This window comes from Lentzea jiangxiensis (genome assembly GCF_900104175.1).
In the GTDB taxonomy this organism is placed as follows: Bacteria; Actinomycetota; Actinomycetes; order Mycobacteriales; family Pseudonocardiaceae; genus Lentzea; species Lentzea jiangxiensis.
This window is the reverse complement of the sequence record NZ_FNIX01000023.1, coordinates 88490-106016: the sequence shown is the minus strand read 5'-3', so window position 1 is coordinate 106016 and position 17527 is coordinate 88490. Positions and strand designations below refer to the sequence as shown.

Annotated in this window: 11 protein-coding genes; 5 read left to right on the top strand and 6 right to left on the bottom strand. The window is 65.1% G+C overall.

The features are described 5' to 3' along the window. Both BLQ91_RS35290 and BLQ91_RS35285 read right to left on the bottom strand, forming a co-directional pair. On the bottom strand, positions 1 to 221 hold a 221-nt coding region (locus tag BLQ91_RS35290), incomplete at its 3' end, for a helix-turn-helix domain-containing protein (protein WP_143022987.1). Between the two features lie 548 nt (positions 222 to 769). Then, positions 770 to 1729 (bottom strand): alcohol dehydrogenase catalytic domain-containing protein, encoded by a 960-nt coding sequence (locus BLQ91_RS35285; RefSeq protein WP_218130526.1) that lies wholly within the window; start codon positions 1727 to 1729, stop codon positions 770 to 772. Positions 1730 to 1931: 202 nt separating this feature from the next. Here BLQ91_RS35285 and BLQ91_RS43915 point away from each other — a divergent pair, with 202 nt between their 5' ends. The 4 genes from BLQ91_RS43915 (at position 1932) to BLQ91_RS35270 (ending at position 5072) form a co-directional block, all read left to right on the top strand. Then, on the top strand, positions 1932 to 2231 hold the full coding sequence (locus BLQ91_RS43915; RefSeq protein WP_218130525.1) for a LysR family transcriptional regulator: 300 nt from the start codon (positions 1932 to 1934) through the stop codon (positions 2229 to 2231). After that, on the top strand, positions 2189 to 2617 hold the full coding sequence (locus tag BLQ91_RS42290; RefSeq protein WP_342670687.1) for a LysR substrate-binding domain-containing protein: 429 nt from the start codon (positions 2189 to 2191) through the stop codon (positions 2615 to 2617). The genes BLQ91_RS43915 and BLQ91_RS42290 overlap by 43 nt, the downstream gene beginning before the upstream one ends. A gap of 752 nt (positions 2618 to 3369) precedes the next feature. Further along, positions 3370 to 4416, top strand: a complete 1047-nt coding sequence (locus BLQ91_RS42285) for a transposase (protein WP_218130523.1) — start codon at positions 3370 to 3372, stop codon at positions 4414 to 4416. After that, positions 4350 to 5072, top strand: a complete 723-nt coding sequence (locus BLQ91_RS35270) for an IS5 family transposase (protein WP_245734128.1) — start codon at positions 4350 to 4352, stop codon at positions 5070 to 5072. The genes BLQ91_RS42285 and BLQ91_RS35270 overlap by 67 nt, the downstream gene beginning before the upstream one ends. Before the next feature lie 60 nt (positions 5073 to 5132). Here the strand turns inward: BLQ91_RS35270 and BLQ91_RS35265 are convergent, their stop codons facing one another. Continuing rightward, entirely contained in the window at positions 5133 to 5759 is a 627-nt protein-coding gene (locus tag BLQ91_RS35265; protein ID WP_090104171.1) for a hypothetical protein, read from the bottom strand. Between the two features lie 425 nt (positions 5760 to 6184). On the opposite strand from BLQ91_RS35265, the gene BLQ91_RS35260 reads away from it, so the two are divergent. Continuing rightward, complete coding sequence (locus BLQ91_RS35260; RefSeq protein ID WP_245734123.1) at positions 6185 to 6697, top strand: winged helix-turn-helix domain-containing protein; 513 nt, start codon at positions 6185 to 6187, stop codon at positions 6695 to 6697. Between the two features lie 75 nt (positions 6698 to 6772). Here BLQ91_RS35260 and BLQ91_RS35255 read toward each other — a convergent pair whose 3' ends face one another. From BLQ91_RS35255 to BLQ91_RS35245, 3 genes are all read right to left on the bottom strand, one after another. Beyond that, positions 6773 to 7810, bottom strand: a complete 1038-nt coding sequence (locus tag BLQ91_RS35255) for a class I SAM-dependent methyltransferase (protein ID WP_245734121.1) — start codon at positions 7808 to 7810, stop codon at positions 6773 to 6775. 1 nt (position 7811) lies between these two features. After that, entirely contained in the window at positions 7812 to 17129 is a 9318-nt protein-coding gene (locus tag BLQ91_RS35250; RefSeq protein WP_090104167.1) for a non-ribosomal peptide synthetase, read from the bottom strand. A gap of 85 nt (positions 17130 to 17214) precedes the next feature. After that, positions 17215 to 17436 (bottom strand): MbtH family protein, encoded by a 222-nt coding sequence (locus BLQ91_RS35245; protein ID WP_090104165.1) that lies wholly within the window; start codon positions 17434 to 17436, stop codon positions 17215 to 17217. Positions 17437 to 17527: the final 91 nt, after the last annotated feature.

The window sequence follows — 17527 nt, the reverse complement described above, 5'->3', positions numbered from 1 at the left end:
AACCCCCGCTCGTTGAACGCGTGGATCACATCACGCACGTAATCAGCGCTGACCTGCATCAACGACGTGATGTCAGGCACCGCCTGTCCCTGGGCGGACATCAACACCACGATCGCCCGACGCAACCGCACCGGATCCTTGGCAGTCCGCCCGATCCGGGCCAGCTTCCGGCCCTCTTCCATCGACAACGGCCGGACGAACACCTCCGGACGACGACCCATGACCACCTCCCGCTCGACATGGGAGGACCAGCCTGGACCGTCAACCCACAGGGCCGATTACCGGGTCGACGTTCTGAGATGCAGCACTAGGATTTTCTGGACTAGTAGGAGATCCCTCGGCTGAAGTCCTGACGGGCCGTCTGCAGCTGACCTCGACGCGAACAAGATCACCGACAGAGTCAAGCTAGTGTCCTGCGCCGGATATCCGTAGTAAAAGTCCAGCCACACTTCTTTTGGTACGCGCGGCACCTTCGCGCGGTCTGATAGTACGAAAGCGCCCCGCGTGCACTTCAGCACGGCGCGTCGCGGCTGGACACGCCGTGCAGAGACGAACGGCTTCGATCGCTAACTTCCGACGCGAGACACTAGATACTTTTATGATCAACCAGAGCGCCGTGCTCGTCCTATGTCCAACGGCGGACACGATTCGCCGGATCCTTGGGGAACCTCACTGCGATCGGAGGAAATAGATATCCTCCGATAGTGGGCTTGATCGGCTAGGGGTGCGGCGGGGCACCGAGACCTCTCCTCCGGCGCCCCGCTGCCGTTCAGTGAGCCGGAGTGAGGATCATGCGGAAGCGACCTTTCCCGGTTTGCTGCGTCTCGAGTGCCTCAGCCACTTGCTCCAGTGGGACAGTTTGGACATGCGGCCGGACGCCGCTCGTCAGGGCGAACCGCATAGCCTGCTCGATGTCGACTGGGCTACCGGTGACGTGACCAGAGACGCTCCGGGCGTGCATGACCAATTTGTCCAGCGGCAGTTCCAGCGGAGTGCCGTCGAAGCCGACGACAGTGAGACTGCCATGGGGTACCAAGCCGTCGACGAGTCCAGCGAGAGCCTTGCTGCTCGACGCAGTGAACAAGATCAGCCTACAGCCGCCGAGCTCGAGCAGCGCTTGTCCGGCATTCACCTGGGATGTGTCGACGTAGTGGTGGGCACCTAGGTCCTTCGCGATTTGCCGTTTGTCCCCGCCCCGGGAGATAGCGATGGTTTCGAAGCCCATAGCTGCGGCGAACTGGACCGCCAAGTGTCCGAGGCCACCAATGCCCAACACTGCAACCCGATCGCCTGGTTCTGCTCCGCTGTGTCGCAACGCGTTGAAGGTGGTCACGCCAGCGCAGCCGAATGGCGCGGCTTCCGCCATGGAAAGCCCGTCCGGGATGCGGACGAGGGCGTTGACGGGGACGGTGATAGTAGACGCCCAACCGCCTGGGTAGGACAGGCCGGGGGTTTGGCGTCGTGGGCAGTGAACGACGTCGCCGGAGCGGCATGCCATGCAGGTACCACAGCTACCGCCGAACCAGCCTACGGCTGCGTGCTCGCCGATCTCCCAGCCACGTACACCTTTTCCAAGCTCAGATATCACGCCAGCTATCTCGTGGCCGGGCGTGATGGGAAAACCGCCAGCGGGCGCGGGGGCAGCTGCCGTGCCGGCGTCAGCGCCGCAGATCCCTGACGCGAGCACGTCCAGACGCACCTCGCCTGGCCCAGGCGTGCGGATCTCCACAGGTGACACGAGTACTGGCCCGCCAGGCTCGGTCACTTGCGCGGCCTGAGGGGATTGAGGGGTGCCCTGGGGCATGAGACCACTCCCTAAGTAATGTCCACTTCACCGGTGAAGCCACTATAAGGTGAAATCGCTCGCGCATGATAGAAGTCAAATTCGAATTGCTGCCATAGCTCATAGTTATGACCAAGACAAGGTTCGCATGAACACCGAAATCCTGCGTTGCGTACAGGCTGTGTTTCAAAGGAAATCTTTCAGCGCTGCCGTCCGAGACTATGGCGTTACCCAGCCTGCGTTGTTGAATGGTGTGGCTAGATTGGAGCATATGCTCAGCATCAAGCTCTTCGACCGCTCACCCAGAGCTGTTGAGCCGACCGTTCACAGGGCCCGCATTCTGCCCATGATCGATCGGGCCTTAGCAACCCTGGACGCCGTCGCGTCCGAGGCGAGGAGGCTGACCTGCCCAGCCACCGCGACATTCGCCTGGGTATTTCACCCTTGATCGGCTCTGACCTGGTGGCTCGCGCGATCTCTGCCGCGCGTGATCTGTCCCGTGCGCGCAACCTGGTGCTGCGGGAGTCTGATCTGGGCGCGCTCCGCATGGCGCTGAAGGCTGGCCAGCAGGATCTCCTGTTGATGCCCGCGATCGAGGCCATGCTCACCTATCACCACCTCACGATTCTCCGCGAGCCTATGGTCGTCGTCGATCCAGCAGCTCCTATCGGCGCCGACCAGCCGTTGAAATTAGCCGCCGCCAAAATCGACTACATCCTTGTCTCCGATACCTGTGGACTGACAAGGTTCACCACGCGGCTCTTCTACGACAACCACATTGCACTGCGCACCTACCCAGGTGAGGCGGCCAACTATCGCGTACTCGACGAATAGGCCGAACTCGGAATCGGAGCCGCCCTCCTACCCCTCTCCAGAGTCTCCCGGCGGCACGCGAGCTGTCGTCCCCTGGTGCAGCACGGAGTCCCGATCGAGATCTCCTACGAGGCCATCTGGGCCCACGAGAACCTCCTCGCCGCTGATATTGAGGAGTTTGCACGGTCCCTCGCCCTCACCCAATCGCCCGAACGGGCGGTATGACTCGCATTGCTACGCAGCCAGGCGGTCGTTCCTCCTGTCAATCGTCCGACAGGAGGAACGACTGCGAAGATTATTGTTGCCTGTTGCATGATTCTCTCATTCTTGACTGGCTGGAGGTGGGCGGTAAGCTCGTTCGTTTGACCCGTCGGCCAGGTTCAGTGCTGCGACCTGCTCGCTTTCCGACCTTCCGCTGGCTTTCGGATAGTCGACCAGTACGTCCAGCGGGAGCGACCTGGTGTGCGATAGAGGAAGTACGCCAGTTCGCGCACCCACGTTGGATGAGGGCAGCGAGGGGCGGATCAGCAGGCGGTGGCGCTCGCCTGCGTCGAATCTTGTTCGGTTTCACATCGCATCGTCGGGCAGGCGTTGCAGGCCGTCAAAGGTGGCACAGTCTGCCTGCTCGGCGAGGGTTCAAGTTGTTCTTGCATCGGCCTAAGGCAGCTGGTCAGGCTCATCTTCGCCTGCTGCTGGTGTGGACTTACACGAACCGGCCCGTGAGCAGGGCGAACAGATCGTCGTACCCAGTGTGCTACGCGTTCAGACTCAAGATGCTGCTGGGACTGGTGCACGCGCTGCCCGATCCCGAGGCCGGGACGGTGGCAGTGCTCGGTGTTGACGACTTCGCGATCGCGCGTGGCCGTAAGTACGCGACGGTGCTGATCGACGCGGTCACCCATCGCCGCGTCGACGTGCTGCCGGACCGCAAGGCTGCCACTCTCGCGGCCTGGCTGCGTGAGCATCCCGGGGTGGAGGTGGTCTGCCGGGACGGCTCGGCCGCCTATGCCGAGGCGATCCGCCAGGCCGCCCCGCACGCGGTGCAGGCCAGTGACCGGTGGCATCTGTGGCACAACCTGGCCGCTGCGGTGGAGAAGACCGTCATCTCCCACTCCGCGTGCTGGAACACCACGTCCAGCCCAGCGGGCTCGGCGCTGGCCGCGCGCACGCGGGAGCGGTTCGCCGCCGTGCACGACCTGCTCGCCGAGGGGGCCGGGCTGCTGGAGTGCGCACGGCGGCTGGGCTGGGCGCTGAACACGGTCAAGCGCTACGCCCGCGCGAAGCGCGTGGAGGAGTTGTTGCGTCCGCCGCGCTACGGCGCCTGTCTGGTTGACTCGCACCGCGACCTGGTCCGGCAGCGGCTGGCGGAGAAGGTCCCGGTCACCCGGATCCTGGCCGAGATCCGCGAGCACGGCTACACCGGCAGCGCGAACCTGCTCGTGCGCTACATCAACCAGGGCCGGGCCGATCCCGAGCGCATCGTCCCCTCGCCACGCCGCCTGGTCTCCTGGCTGATGAGCCGTCCCGCGGACCTTCCCGACCACACCCGCCGCCACCTCGACGACCTGCTCTCCGCCTGCCCCGAGATGACCACTCTCGCCAGTCGGGCGCGCGAATTCGCCGCCATCCTCACCGGCCGCCGCGGCGAGGACCTGCCGCGGGTCCCGCGTGTTGCCGGTTGGCCGGCTCCCACCAACCTGTCCGACGGACGAGCCGCTATCCCACCGATGCCCAGTGGGCCGAGCTCGATGCGCTGCTGCCCGATCCGGCGTGTCTGGCCGATCGGAGCGGGCGGTGGGAGAAGCACTGCCGCCGGGTGATCGTGGACGCGATCCTCTACGTGGTCGACAACGGCATCAAGTGGCGGGCCCTGCCCGCGGACTTCCCGCCCTGGCCCACGGTCTACAAGCGCTTCACGGTTTGGGAACGTGCCGGGGCCACCCAGCGACTGCTGGACGCGCTGCGTGACCGTGCCCGGCTGGCATCCGGCCGAACTGCCGCGCCGTCGGCGGCGATCATCGACTCCCAGTCGGTGCGCGCGGCGCCCACCGTGGCCACCTCGACCCGCGGCTACGACGCGGGCAAGAAAGTGCAGGGACGCAAGCGCCACATCGCCGTGGACACCCTCGGACTGCTGGTCGCGGTACTGATGACCCCGGCATCCGCATCGGACAGGATCGCCGCCCGATCTCTGCTGCGGCGCCTGCGATCCGCCGCCGGGCGGCGAGTCGGGCTGGTCTGCGCCGACGGCGGCTACACAGGCACCCTGCTCGCCTGGGTACGTACGACCCTCGTACTGACCGTCGAGATAGTGAAACGCCCCGACCTGCCGCACTTCACCGTGCTCCCATGGCGGTGGGTGGTGGAACGGACCCTGGCATGGATCACCCACCACCGCCGCTGCGCCCGCGACTACGAACGACTACACCACCACCACGAAGCCATCGTGCGATCGTTGATCCGCATCACCGTCTGACGACCGGCACGACCTCAGTAGCTCGGAAACAGGCACTTACGAGTCATTGTTCCATTCAGCTCAACCCGATCGCTTCATGAGCTCTTCCATACCGTTCAAGTAAGGCATTCCTTCACGCTCAGATCGATACGTGACGGTTTTATAAGTGTGCACAGCGGTCACCAAGTCCACCGAACGCAACTCTTCGAGATCGCGGACCTGCTGCTGGAATTGCGTTGTCAACCGTTCCCACGCAGTCACCTCGCCCGCAGTTTCCTCGACCCACACCATGTCGACCTCCAAGGCGCATATCACGGCACGGAAGCGTTCGTCGACAGACGAGTTCTTCCATCCGTTCAGCACTGCGATCGCAGCATTGACGACCTCCACCGCTACAGTTTCCGGAAGATCAAAGATCACCCGACCATAAATAGTGGCGAAGTCGGCCTCAAGGTATTTCAGAGCCGTTTCGACGATCGTCCTAACCTTCGCGAAGTTCAGATCTAATTCTCCTCGGAATAATCGAGTTGTGGCAACCAGAGCATCGTACGTCGGGCCATATCCTCGGATAGTCTTGTTCGACTCACTGTATACCTGATACACGGGGAGAACGCGGCGCACCGCAGCCGACGAGAACGCAGTAAGCCCAGCTTCGTCGAGTTCGCCGCATCCCTTCCTGATGAGGTCGATCTCACCGGTCGAAAGCACGCGATCATCATCCTTCCACTCACGCTCGGCCAGAAGCGTTGTCAGCGCAGGCAGTGTTCATATGGCGCGAATGTGGTGCGATCGATCAGCCGCCGACGAGCGGCAACATCGGCGATTGACGGCAGCCAGTTGAAGTCCGTCCTGCGCCAACTGGTAGGACCGCGAAGAAGCCGCTGACCTCACCAGAGAGTGACGTCGCGCTTGACATCCCCATACGGGCCTCCACATCGCCGAATTCAGCCATGCAATCGACAGAATGTCCCGCCGACAGGACAATATGCTTGCAACCGGATAGAGTTAAGTGATCCGAATGTCGAGCCGGTCCGACCTTCGTCGATTCAACTTGCACACCCCTGAGAGGCACGGCTGCAATGTCGGGCGTTCACGTTGAGATTAGATTCGTGCGTTGGCCAAACGATGCATACTTGCGCGAAAAATGCCGAGAAGAAGGCGTCGCTCGCTTGCTTGTGGTCGAGCGTGGCGCACCTCCTCCCCTCTGCATCGACCCCATCGAAGACTGGGTCCGCGCCCCCGTGTCCAGGGTAGACATCGACGCGCGGAAAAACTCCCTCCGCGAACGCGCGCTGCGCTATCGCTCCCCCACTGTCGACGACGGAAGATCTCTTTACTACAACTCGTCCGTGATTACGGTGTCGGACGCTCAAGCGGCGCTCTTGCATCTTTTTGTCGACCACTTCACCGAAGTAGTCAGCCGGAAGGATCTGGAAGATCGGGTCGCGGAACGCGTTTCACGCCCCAGCCGCAACTCTCTCGACCTCCTGATCATGCGTCTGCGCAGGCGCGTGCCGGAGGTCGGATTGGCGATCCGAACTGTTCGAGGTCGAGGATACGTGCTGGAACCCACCACACGGCGACAACGGCATGACCTGCCGTCAAATTACAAAGACGATCAAACCAATCGCTCGCTCGATAATTGACACTCGGTCGGCCGATGCACGTTGACGCAAATAGAATGTCGGCCTATCCCAACTGGGACAGGCCGACACGCGATGTCATTTGCGAGCGATGAACAGCCTGCCCGTGGGGAACGCCAACTCGATTGAGTCGACTGAGGAGAACCCCGCAGTCGTCAGACGAGCCTTCCACTCCTCCACAGTCTGCAGTTTCCGCTTCATGAATTGGCGGTGAAAAAACGTGACCGCAGCGCTGAAGCGACGTTCCCGCGGATTGCGCACATACGGTACGGCTTCCGTGAGCGCGAGAAATCCGCCGGGTGCCAGGGCATCACGGCACTGCGCGATGACCTGATCGGCGACGTCTTCTTCCTCCGGGAACATGTCGTGGAATACGAAGCCGCCATGGATGATGTCCGCTCCCTGCAGCGGGCTGGGGTCGGTGGCCACGGACTGGATCGAGCGTTCGACGACCGTGAGCCGGTCGCCGACTCCCGCGTTGTCGCCCGCTTGCACCGCAGCGACGCACGAGTCGTGGTCGAGGTCGAGGCCCACGGCACGCGCCTGCGGCAGACGGGTCAGGATCTCGATCAGGAGCCTGCACGTACCCGATCCGAGGTCGACGACCGTGGACGGATTCGCGTCGAGGATGGCGGCCAGAGCGGCCGGGTAGAAGGCCTTGGAGCCCATCCACTGGGAGCTGACTGCGACCTCGCGACCTTCGCGCAGGTCGATGCCCGTGCCGCGGTCCGGGTCGTTGAAGAACTCGCGCGCATTCTCGATGAAGGGCCGGTTGGCGTTCATGGTCCAGGAGATGAAGCCGACCTGGTGCTGGATGACGTCGAAGTCGGCGACAGCGCGGAAAGTGGTTCCGTCGACGCCGGCGGGTTCGATGATGCCCGCCGATTCAAGTGCCTCGCAGTAGTTGGCGACGCCATCCTTGTCGAGCCCGGTGGCGGTCGCCAGGTCGGTGGTGGTGAACGCTCCGCCGGTCTCGATGATGGTCACCAGGCCGAGGCGGTCCCCCATCTCCAGCAGTGCGGCCGCGGCCGCGAGAGCCGGCGCGGATCCACCTGCGGCGCATTCGGCTGCGAAATCGTGCTCCAGTGCCGGCAGACTGCTTTCGTGCGTAGTCACGTCAACTCCCCATGGAACGGTGGTTGGACAGCAGTTCGTTGAGAACAGCGCTGATGGCTGCGGCGTTGCGCGGCCAATACATCTCCTGGTGGGTGCAGCTCACGTCGAATCGCCGCACACCTCCGGTGACGAGTGGTTTCCACATATCGGCGTACTCCTGCTCCAAGACCCGCTCGCGGCGGGTCTCCGGATCCAGCAGGGCGTTGAAGAACACGGCGTCGCCGCGAAACACTGGTTGGCTGTACCGCTGCATGTGCCGGGTGTGCTCGACGACGATCGACGACGCCGCGTCGATCAGGTGGGGAAATCCGTCGGCGTCGGTCAGATGGCCCATGTAGTTGTCGAGGAACGCGCGTATTCCGGCCTGGTCAGGGGTCTCGTACCTGGCGAACACGTCCCCGGGTACGCAGTCGATCAGCCCGAGCATCGCGACGTCCTTATTCCGCCGCTGCATTTCGACGGCGAGCGCGTGGGCGAGCGTTCCTCCCAGCGACCAACCGAACAGGTAATACGGGCCGTGAGGTTGGATGACGAGGATTTCGTCCGCGTAGTCGGACACCATCTCTTCGACGCTCGCTGGTGTGGGTTCGCCGGGAGTCAATCCTCGTGCCTGGATCCCGTACATCGGGTAGCTCTCGTCGACATAAGGGACGAAGCCCAAGTAGGGCCAGGCGAGGCCGCCTCCGGAGTGGATCCACCACAGAGGAGGTGCCGTCCCCTCCGGACGCAGCGGCAGCACGACGGCGAACGGGTCGTGGGCTGCCGGCTGCGAGATCGCCGACTGTGCGGCGAAGTCGGCGACCGCGTTGCCCGAGGGCAGGTGCTCGGCCAGCGTGGCTATCGTCGAGTGCTGGAACACGATGTGAATCGGGATCTCCACGCCGAGCTCTTCGCGGACGCGGTGGATGAGGCGAATGGCGCGTAGCGAGTGGCCACCTCGATCGAAGAAGTTGTCGTCGATACCGACCCTGTCCAGCCCGAGAACCTCAGCGAAGATCTGGGCAAGCACGTGTTCGGTCGCGGTACGCGGCTGGCGGTACGCCCCGTGTGCGGACGAGTCTGGTTCCGGCAGGGCGTTCCGATCGACCTTGCCGTTCGCGGTCAGCGGCAACCGTTCGACCACGACGACCGAAGTGGGGACCATGAACTCCGGGAGTGCATCGGCCAGCGCTCCCCTCACGGCTGAGGGCAGCTTGGCGACGTGACGGGACAACGCCGGGGTGTTGTGCGGGTGGTCGGTGTCGCCGGGGAGGTAGACGCCGTGCAGCACCGTGCCGGCGTGATGATCGAAGATCACCGCCTCGAAGTCGTCCGGTCCTGCGGGCGACCATGTGCAGCAGACCTGCCGCCCGTGCTCGGCAGCCCACCGGTGCAGGTCTTCCGGGTCCACCGCGTGGGTGATCGGAGCATCGGGCGGTGCTTCGCTGGCCAGCCTGGCGTTCGGGATCGCCCGGACTCGTACCGCGCCGTCGTGCAATCCGCGGGCGAGATCGTCGAGGCTGTGCAGATCGCGCCCCCAGGTCAGCGCGGTCGCGGTGGTGAGGTCCGTGACGTGCGTCGGCTGTTTGTGGAAGACCACCTCGTAGCGGTGTCGAGTGAGCTCGTTGTGAGCAGGTCCTCGCTTGAGCCTGATGTCGACGGCTCCGATGTCCTGATGCTGTTCCGCCCAGGTGGTGAAGAACACCGGGTCCAGCAGGAGTTCCTTCTCTCCGAGCACGGCCTGTTCGACCGCGGCCAGCCGCGAGGCGGGTGTGGCGTCCGGGTTCTGGGCGTGCTGCACGCCGGCGTGGAACCGGCGTAGCGTGGCGAAGTTCCGGACGTCACCGACGATGAGCCGGCCACCCGGTGCGAGCAGGTCGGCTGCGAGATCGAGCACTGCGCGCAGGTAATGGGCGTCCGGGAAGTACATGACCACCGAATTGAGGACGACGGTGTCGAACCGGCCGTGGGGCAGCCCGGTGTCGTCGATCGCTTCTTGGTGGCGCAAAGCCACTTTGGTAGCGTCCGCAGCTGCCGGCAGCGTCGCCTTCAGACGGTCGATGGCGGGAGCGGAGAAGTCCGTTGCCCAGTAGACGTCCGCCTTCTCGGCCAAGGCCCGCGCCAGAAGCCCCGAACCCACTCCGATCTCGAGCACCCGCCCCAGATGGCCCTCGGTGATGCGTTCGAGGGCGGACGCCCGCCACTGCACCATTTCCGGGCGGGGAATCGCATCTCCGGTGTAGGAGCTGTTCCATCCCGTGTAGTCGTCGTCCAGGGCTTGGTAGACCTCGTCGTAGACGTCTCGCCACTCGGTGAGCTGGTGTCCCGGAGCCTCTTCACCGCCGTCCTCGACGTGCTGCACGGCCGTGGTGTCAGGAACGATGTAAGCGGTGATCTGCCGTTCTCCCAGCCGGTCCTGACGCGCGAGAACCACGGCCTGTGCGACACCCTGTTGCCTGCGCAACGCGGCCTCGACTTCACCGAGTTCGACGCGGAACCCGCGCACCTTGACCTGGTTGTCGACCCTGGCAACGAACTCGAGCCGTCCTCTTCCGTCCCACCGCACGAGGTCGCCGGTGCGGTACATGCGTTCGCCGGGCTTGCCGAACGGGTTCGCCACGAACCGCTCGGAGGTCAGGGCCGGCCGGTTCATGTATCCGCGAACCACTCCTGCGCCGGCCACGTGCAGTTCACCGACGACGCCAGGAGGAACCAGACGCATGCGGTCGTCGAGGACAAGCAACGCACTGCCCTGTGTCGGTCGGCCGATGGGCACGGGGGTGCCGCCGAGGTCGGCGGGTTCCACGAGGTGGTGCGCGGAAAAGGCAGTGTTCTCGGTGGGACCGTAGCCGTTGACCAGACGCAGACTCGGGTTCGTGCTGAGGGCTCGATCCGCGGCCGCCGGAGGAAGTACCTCTCCCCCGACCCACATCTCCTCCACGCCGGCCAGGGCCTCCGGTCGGTCAGCCGCCAGCAGCGCGAACAATCCGGTGGCCATGCATATCCCGGTCACCTTCCCGTCGATGATCGTGTCGGCTAGCACGCCGGTGGCGAACCTGCCGACTGGTGCGACGACGGCCGCACCGCCCGAGAGCAGGGGAACCCAGAGTTCCCAGGTCGAGGCGTCGAACGTGTGCGGTGAGTGCAGGAGGACCCGTCGGTAGCCAGTCCCGAGACAAGCGTCCACAGCGAGGTCGACAACATTGCGGTGAGTCGCCTCGGCACCCTTCGGATGTCCCGTGGAGCCAGAGGTGTAGATGACGTACGCACTGTTGAGCGGGCTCATCGGGACGTCGGGGTTGTGGGTTGCGCGACCACTTCTCGAATCGACGAGCCAGTCGTCGTCGACGACAGCGGCGGGCATGGCGTCGGCGACGACGAACTCGACTCGTTCCTGTGGGTAGGCCGGATCGATCGGTACGTACGCCGCGCCAGCTTTGAGCGTGCCCAGCGTGGCGGCGATCAGCGCTGGAGAGCGATCGAGCATGATGGCAACGCGTTGCTCCGGTCCCGCACCTTGGTCGAGCAACCGGTGGGCGATGCGATTCGCCTCGTCGTTGAGCTGGGCGTAGCTCCACGTCAGTTCACCTGCGATGACCGCGGGGGCGTCGGGGGTCTTGCGGACGTGTTCCTCGAAGAGTTCCACGATCGTGCGAGCAGGCGGGTCTTCTCCCCGTTGACGAGCGCCCAGGGCGAGCAGTGCATCGCGCTCGCCGTCACTCACCAGGTCCGGCTCGGTGATCCTGGTGTCCAGGTCGTCGGTCAGAGCCGTCACCAGGTGAACCCAGCGGCTCAGGATCGTTCGCATGCTGGAGCGTTCGAACAGCTCGGTGGAGTACTCGGCGAATCCGCTGATGTCAGCGAGGTTGCCCGTGGTCGTGAACTGCTCGCTCAGGCTGATGGACAGGTCGAATCGAGCAGTCTCGGTCGACACCGGCTCGTAGCGGGCGCTCAGGCCGGGCAGCTCGAATCGGGGCTCGCTGTTGTTCTGCAGGACGAGAGCGACTTGGAAAAGCGGGTTTGCCGAGCTTGACCTGGCCGGGTTGAGCTCTTCGACGAGGCGGTCGAACGGGAGGTCCTGGTTGTCATAGGCGGCGATGCTCGTAGAGCGCACTCGAGCGATCAGTTCGCGGAAGGTCGGGTCGCCGGAGGTGTCCGTGCGCAACACCCAGGTGTTGACGAAGAACCCGACGAGATCCTCGAGGGCGGTGTCCGTCCGGCCGGCGATCGGTGATCCGATAGCGATGTCATGTCCGGCGCCGAGGCGCGTGAACAGGGCGGCAAGCGCCGCCTGAAGCACCATTGCGACCGTGGCGCCGGTCGCCGAGGCCACGCGAGCGACGCATTGGGCGAGTTCCGCCCCGAACGCGACGGGCAGCAACTCGCCGGCGTTCGTGACGGTGGGGGGTCGGTATCGGTCCATCGGCAGTTGCGTGATCTCGGGAAGGTCCGCGAGTTGTGTGCGCCAGTAGCGCAACTGCCGACTGTAGAGACTGGCCGGGTCTCCCGGGTCACCGAGAAGCTCCTGTTGCCAGAGGGAGTAGTCGGCGTACTGCACGGGTAGCGGCGTCCAGCGTGGAGCACGTCCGTCCCGGCGTTCTGCGTAGGCGGTCACCAGATCGCGGGCCAACGGTTCGAGTGACCAGCCGTCACCCGCGATGTGGTGCAGCAGCACAACGAGAACGTGCTCGTGCTCGCTCAGCCGGAACAGGAAAGCTCGAACCGGGATGTCCACCGCCAAGTCGAAGAGGCTGCGGGCCGCGGTGCGCAGCCGGGCGGGCAGGTCGTGCTCGGTGGTCACGACGAAGGACAGCGGGACGTGGCACGCATCCGGCGGGAGCACGCGCTGGAACGGCTGTCCGTCGACATCGGCGATGATGGTACGCAGCGATTCGTGGCGGGTGACGACGTCCTGCAGCGCGGCGGCGAGCGCCTCCGCGTCCAGCGCTCCGTGCAGCCGTAAACCCAGCGGCCAGTTGTAGGTAGCGGCAGGACCTTCCAGACGGTGCAGGAACCACAGCCGCCGCTGCGCGTACGAGGCGGGTACCAAAGCGGAACGAGGGCGCCCTGCGAGCAACGGACGCCGCTGCGTCGCGGTTGCCAGAGCGGCGGCTATTCCCGCGGGCGTCGGGGTGTCGAAGACGACGCGCAGCGGCAACGTGACACCCAGCCTGGCTTGTATCTGGGTGATCAGCTTGCCAGCCAACAGGGAGTGGCCGCCGATCTGAAAGAAGTTGTCGTCCGCTCCGATGTGGTCGGCAACGCCGAGCACATCGGCGAACATGCCGCAGAGCAGTCGCTCGTCGCTGGTCCTCGCAGCTCGGTGGTGTGCGGTGAGGTATGTCGGTTCCGGCAGTGCCGTGCGATCCACTTTGCCGTTGGGCGTTTTCGGCAGGTCGGCGATGGCCACCACCGTGGCGGGGACCATGTACTCGGGCAGATGGGCGCGGGCGTAGTCCCTCAACGCTGTGGTCAGGGCCTCGACGCCGCGTGCGGCGGTGGGATTGTTGCAGTGCGGCCGCGTGTCGACGTCAGCACGTACTGCGTTCCTCACGGCAACGTCAGGTCCCAGAACACTGGGGAAGAGGACGGCGTCGAAGCACTCCGCCGTGCCGGTGGTGCCGTCCGGACGCGAAGGGACGACGACGGCGCCCAGGCCGCGATCGTTCGCCCAGCAGAGGAGTTCCTGCGGGTCAACTGGTTGCGCGGTACGCGCCACCTCGAGGTATGCGGTGCGAGCAGCGTCGGCGTCTGCTGACAACCTGGCATCGGGGATCGCTTCGATGCGAAGCGGCCATCGATCGGCTCGGTCGCCGGAGGTCGGCGCAAGGTCGAGATCGGTGATGTCACGGCCCCATCGCAGCGAGGTGCGTGCGGAGGCGCTCACCGTTTCGGCCGGCGCCTTGTGCAGGGTCACCTCGTAGCGATGTGCCAGGAGCTCGTTGTGCTCGAAGCCCTCCTTGAGACGGATGTCGGCGACAGCGCCGTGTGCACTCGCCCAGGTGAGGAACCACTGCGGGTCCACGAGCAGTTCCTTCTCCAACATCACGGCGCGGTCGACCGCGGCGGCGAGGGCGGCCGCGCTGACGTGATGGCCCTGCGCACTGCGGATCGCCGCGTGCAGCAGGGGCAGCGACGCCAGCCTGCGCACGTCGCCGACGATGATGCGGCCGCCCGCGGCGAGCAGCGCCCAGAGTTGGTCGAGAACGACGGCCAGGTACTCACCTGTCGGGAAGTACTGGATCACCGAGTTGAGAACGACGGTGTCGAAGTGTCGCGCGGGCAGACCTTCTGTGTCATCGGCCGTGCGCCGGTGCAGGGTCACCCGATCCTCACGGCCTGCGGCCCGCAGGCCGTCGGCGAGTCGCGTCAACGCGGTAGGCGAGAAGTCGGTACCCCAGTACTCGTCGACGTGCTCGATCACTTCGAGGAGCACCAAGCCGGTTCCCACGCCGACTTCGAGCACGTGTCGGGGGTTCCACCTGAGGATGTTTTTCACCGCGCTACGGCGCCACTCGCGCATGTGTTCAAGTGGAATGGGCTCACCGGTGTGGCTCGACTTCCAGATCCCGAAGTCATCGGCGAGATCGGCGGCGACAGGTTCCGCGTACGCCTGGTCGTAGACGTCCCGCCACTCCCGCACCTGCGCGGCGGCCGAGTGCGAGGTGACATCCAGCCGTGGTACGACGTGGGCGACGAGGCGGGCCCGTTCGGTGCCGGTGTCGGTGACCGTGACGATGGCCCGGCGCACATCGGGGTGCTCGGTCAGGACGTGCTCGATCTCGCGCGGCTCCACGCGGTAGCCGCGGATCTTGACCTGGTCGTCCTGACGGCCTGCGAAGTGCAGCCTGCCGTGGTTGTCCCACCGGGCCCTGTCGCCGGTGCGGTACATGCGGGTGGAGTGAGTCCCGAACGGGTTGGCGATGAATCGGGTGGCGGTGAGTGCCAGACGCCCGTGGTAGCCGCGAGCGAGGCCTTCTCCAGCGAGGTAGAGGTCCCCGACGACGCCCACGGGCACGGGTGCCAGATGTTCGTCCAGGACGTACGCCTGGGTGTTGGCCAGCGGAACGCCGATGGACGGCACCGGATCCTCGGCGACCACCAGTCCTGCAGTGGACCAGATGGTGGTCTCCGTCGGCCCGTACACGTTGATCGGGGTGGTGGTGCGAGCGCGTAGTTCGCTCGCCAGCGGCGCAGGCAGGGCCTCACCTCCGACCAGGGCTCGTACGCCCGGCAGAGAAGCGCTGTCGAGGGAGAGAACGGACTGCCACAGCGACGGCGTGGCTTGCATGGCGGTGATGCCCGCCTTGCGAACCAATGCCAGCAGTTCGTGCGGGTTGATCACCGTGGCTCGATCGGCGATGTGCACCGTGGCACCGGAGAGCAGCGGATGGAAGATCTCCAACGCCGCGATGTCGAATGCGAGCGTCGTCACGGCGAGGAAGCGGTCTTCTGATCCGAGCGGAAGGATCTCGGCCATCGAGTGCAAGAGGTTGAGCAGTGCTCGGTGTGGAACCACCACGCCCTTCGGCACGCCGGTCGAGCCCGACGTGTGGATCATGTAGGCGGCCGAGTCGGGGTGCACCCGGACACCGGGGTCGGTTGTGGGAGCCGTCGAGTCCAAGATCACGTCGTGCTCTCGCAGCACGACGTGGGCCCCGGAATCCTCGATGATGGCGTTCTGGCGTGCGGTGGGCTGGTCCGGGTCGACCGGGACGTACGCGGCTCCGGTTCGCAACACAGCGAGCAGGGCAACGACCAAGCCGGCGTTGCGCGGCAGCACGAGAGCAACCCGGGTTTCCGGGCGAGCCCCCTGCGCGATGAGGTGATGTGCCAGACGATTGGCGAGGGAATCCAACTCGGCGTAGGTGTAACTAGTGGTCCCGTCCGTGACCGCGATGGCGTAAGGCGTCCGAGCTGCTCGAAGTGCCAGCAGTTGCGGGAGCGAGTCGACCGGATGGGTACGTGCACTGGCGTTGAACTCGACCAGCAGCTCATCCCGCTCGGCTGGCTCAAGCACGTTGACCGAGCGCACGGGAGCATCGGGCTCGGTCAGCACCGCGGACAACACGCGGACGAACCGCCGGGCCAGGTGCTCGACCGTGGTGCGGTCGAACAAGTCGGTCGCGTACTCGAGCAGCAGCTTCACTCCGCTGCCGTCGGGAGTCGGCGTCAGGTTGAAGAAGAGGTCGAACTTCGACGTGGTCGTGGTGGTCGGTTCGATCGCAACCTCGAGCCCGGCCAGTTCCAGGTCGGGCAGAGCATTGTTCTGCCAGGCGAACATGACTTGGAAGAGCGGGTGGTATGCGGTGCTGCGCTCGGGGCGGAGAAGCTCGACCAGGCGCTCAAAAGGAAGATCTTGGTTGTCATAGGCGCCGGTCGAGGCGGCACGAACCTGGGCGATCAGATCCGAGAACGTCGGGGCACGTTCGAGATCGACGCGCAGGACCCAGGTATTGGCGAAGAAGCCGACGAGGTCGAGCAGTGCCGGGTCGGTGCGTCCCGCGATCGGTGAGCCGAGAGCGATGTCGGTGCCGGCCCCGTGCCGGTGCAGCAGCACGGCCACCGCGGCCTGAAGCACCATCGCAACCGTCGCACCGCGGGCCACGGCACTGGAGTGGACAAGGCTCGACAACGCGTCCGGCAGAACGTGCTCCACCACGTCGCCCCGATACGTGGCGACCGCTGGGCGAGGCCGGTCGAGAGGGAGCGGCATCGGATGAGGCAGATCAGCGAGAACGCCGCGCCAGTAAGCACTCTGTTCGGTGAGCAGGCTCGTCGGATCGTCCTCGTCACCGAGCAGCTCTCGCTGCCACAGCGTGTAGTCCCGGTACTGCACGGGCAGCTCTGTCCACAGCGGAGCCACGCCTGCTCGTCGTGCTTCGTACGCCGCCTGAAGATCACGCGCCAACGGCGCGGCCGAACCACCGTCGCAGGCAATGTGGTGCGCCACCATCGCCAAGACGTGCTCCTGGGCGTTCACACGCAACAGGCACGCGTGCAGCGGGATCTCCGAGGCCAACTCGAAGGTGTGAGCCATTTCCGCATCGACACGCCGACGTACGTCATGTGCCGCCACGTCGTGGACCGGCAGGGCGAGCTCGACATCGGACATCGCGAGCACGTGCTGGTACGGAGTCCCTTCAGCGTCTTCCGGGAACACCGTGCGTAGGCTCTCGTGCCTCTCCACCACGTCACGCAAGGCCTGCGAGAGCGCGGAAGAGTCCAGTTCGCCGCGCAGCCGCAATGCCAGTGGCAGGTTGTACGTGGCGTTTGCACCACCGAACCGCTGGATGAACCAGAGCCGGTGCTGTGCCGGCGACAGCGGAATCACAGCCATGCCCCCCGAGTTGTCATCGCCTGATCTGATCGTCAACGCAGTGTTTGCCTTCAGGTGCGGAAATCGTGCTTGCGCCAGCAGAGATTCAGTCGCTGTCGCCCGCCATGGCCCGTTGCAGGCTCAACGGGCGCATGTCGGTCCAGTTCTGTTCGATCCAGTCCAGACACTCGGATCGGCCCGCCGGACCGTGCACTGTGGACCAGCCGGCCGGGATCGCGATGAACACGGGCCAAAGGCTGTGCTGTCCCTCGTCATTGACGAGGACACGGAACCGGGCGTTCTCATCATCGAACGGATTCGTGGCCATGTCACCCTCTTCGCGCACATGCGGAATCACGGGCTAATCGGCGCCCGAGAGACAAAATGGATGACCTATTCTTTCCACGGGAACAATAGAT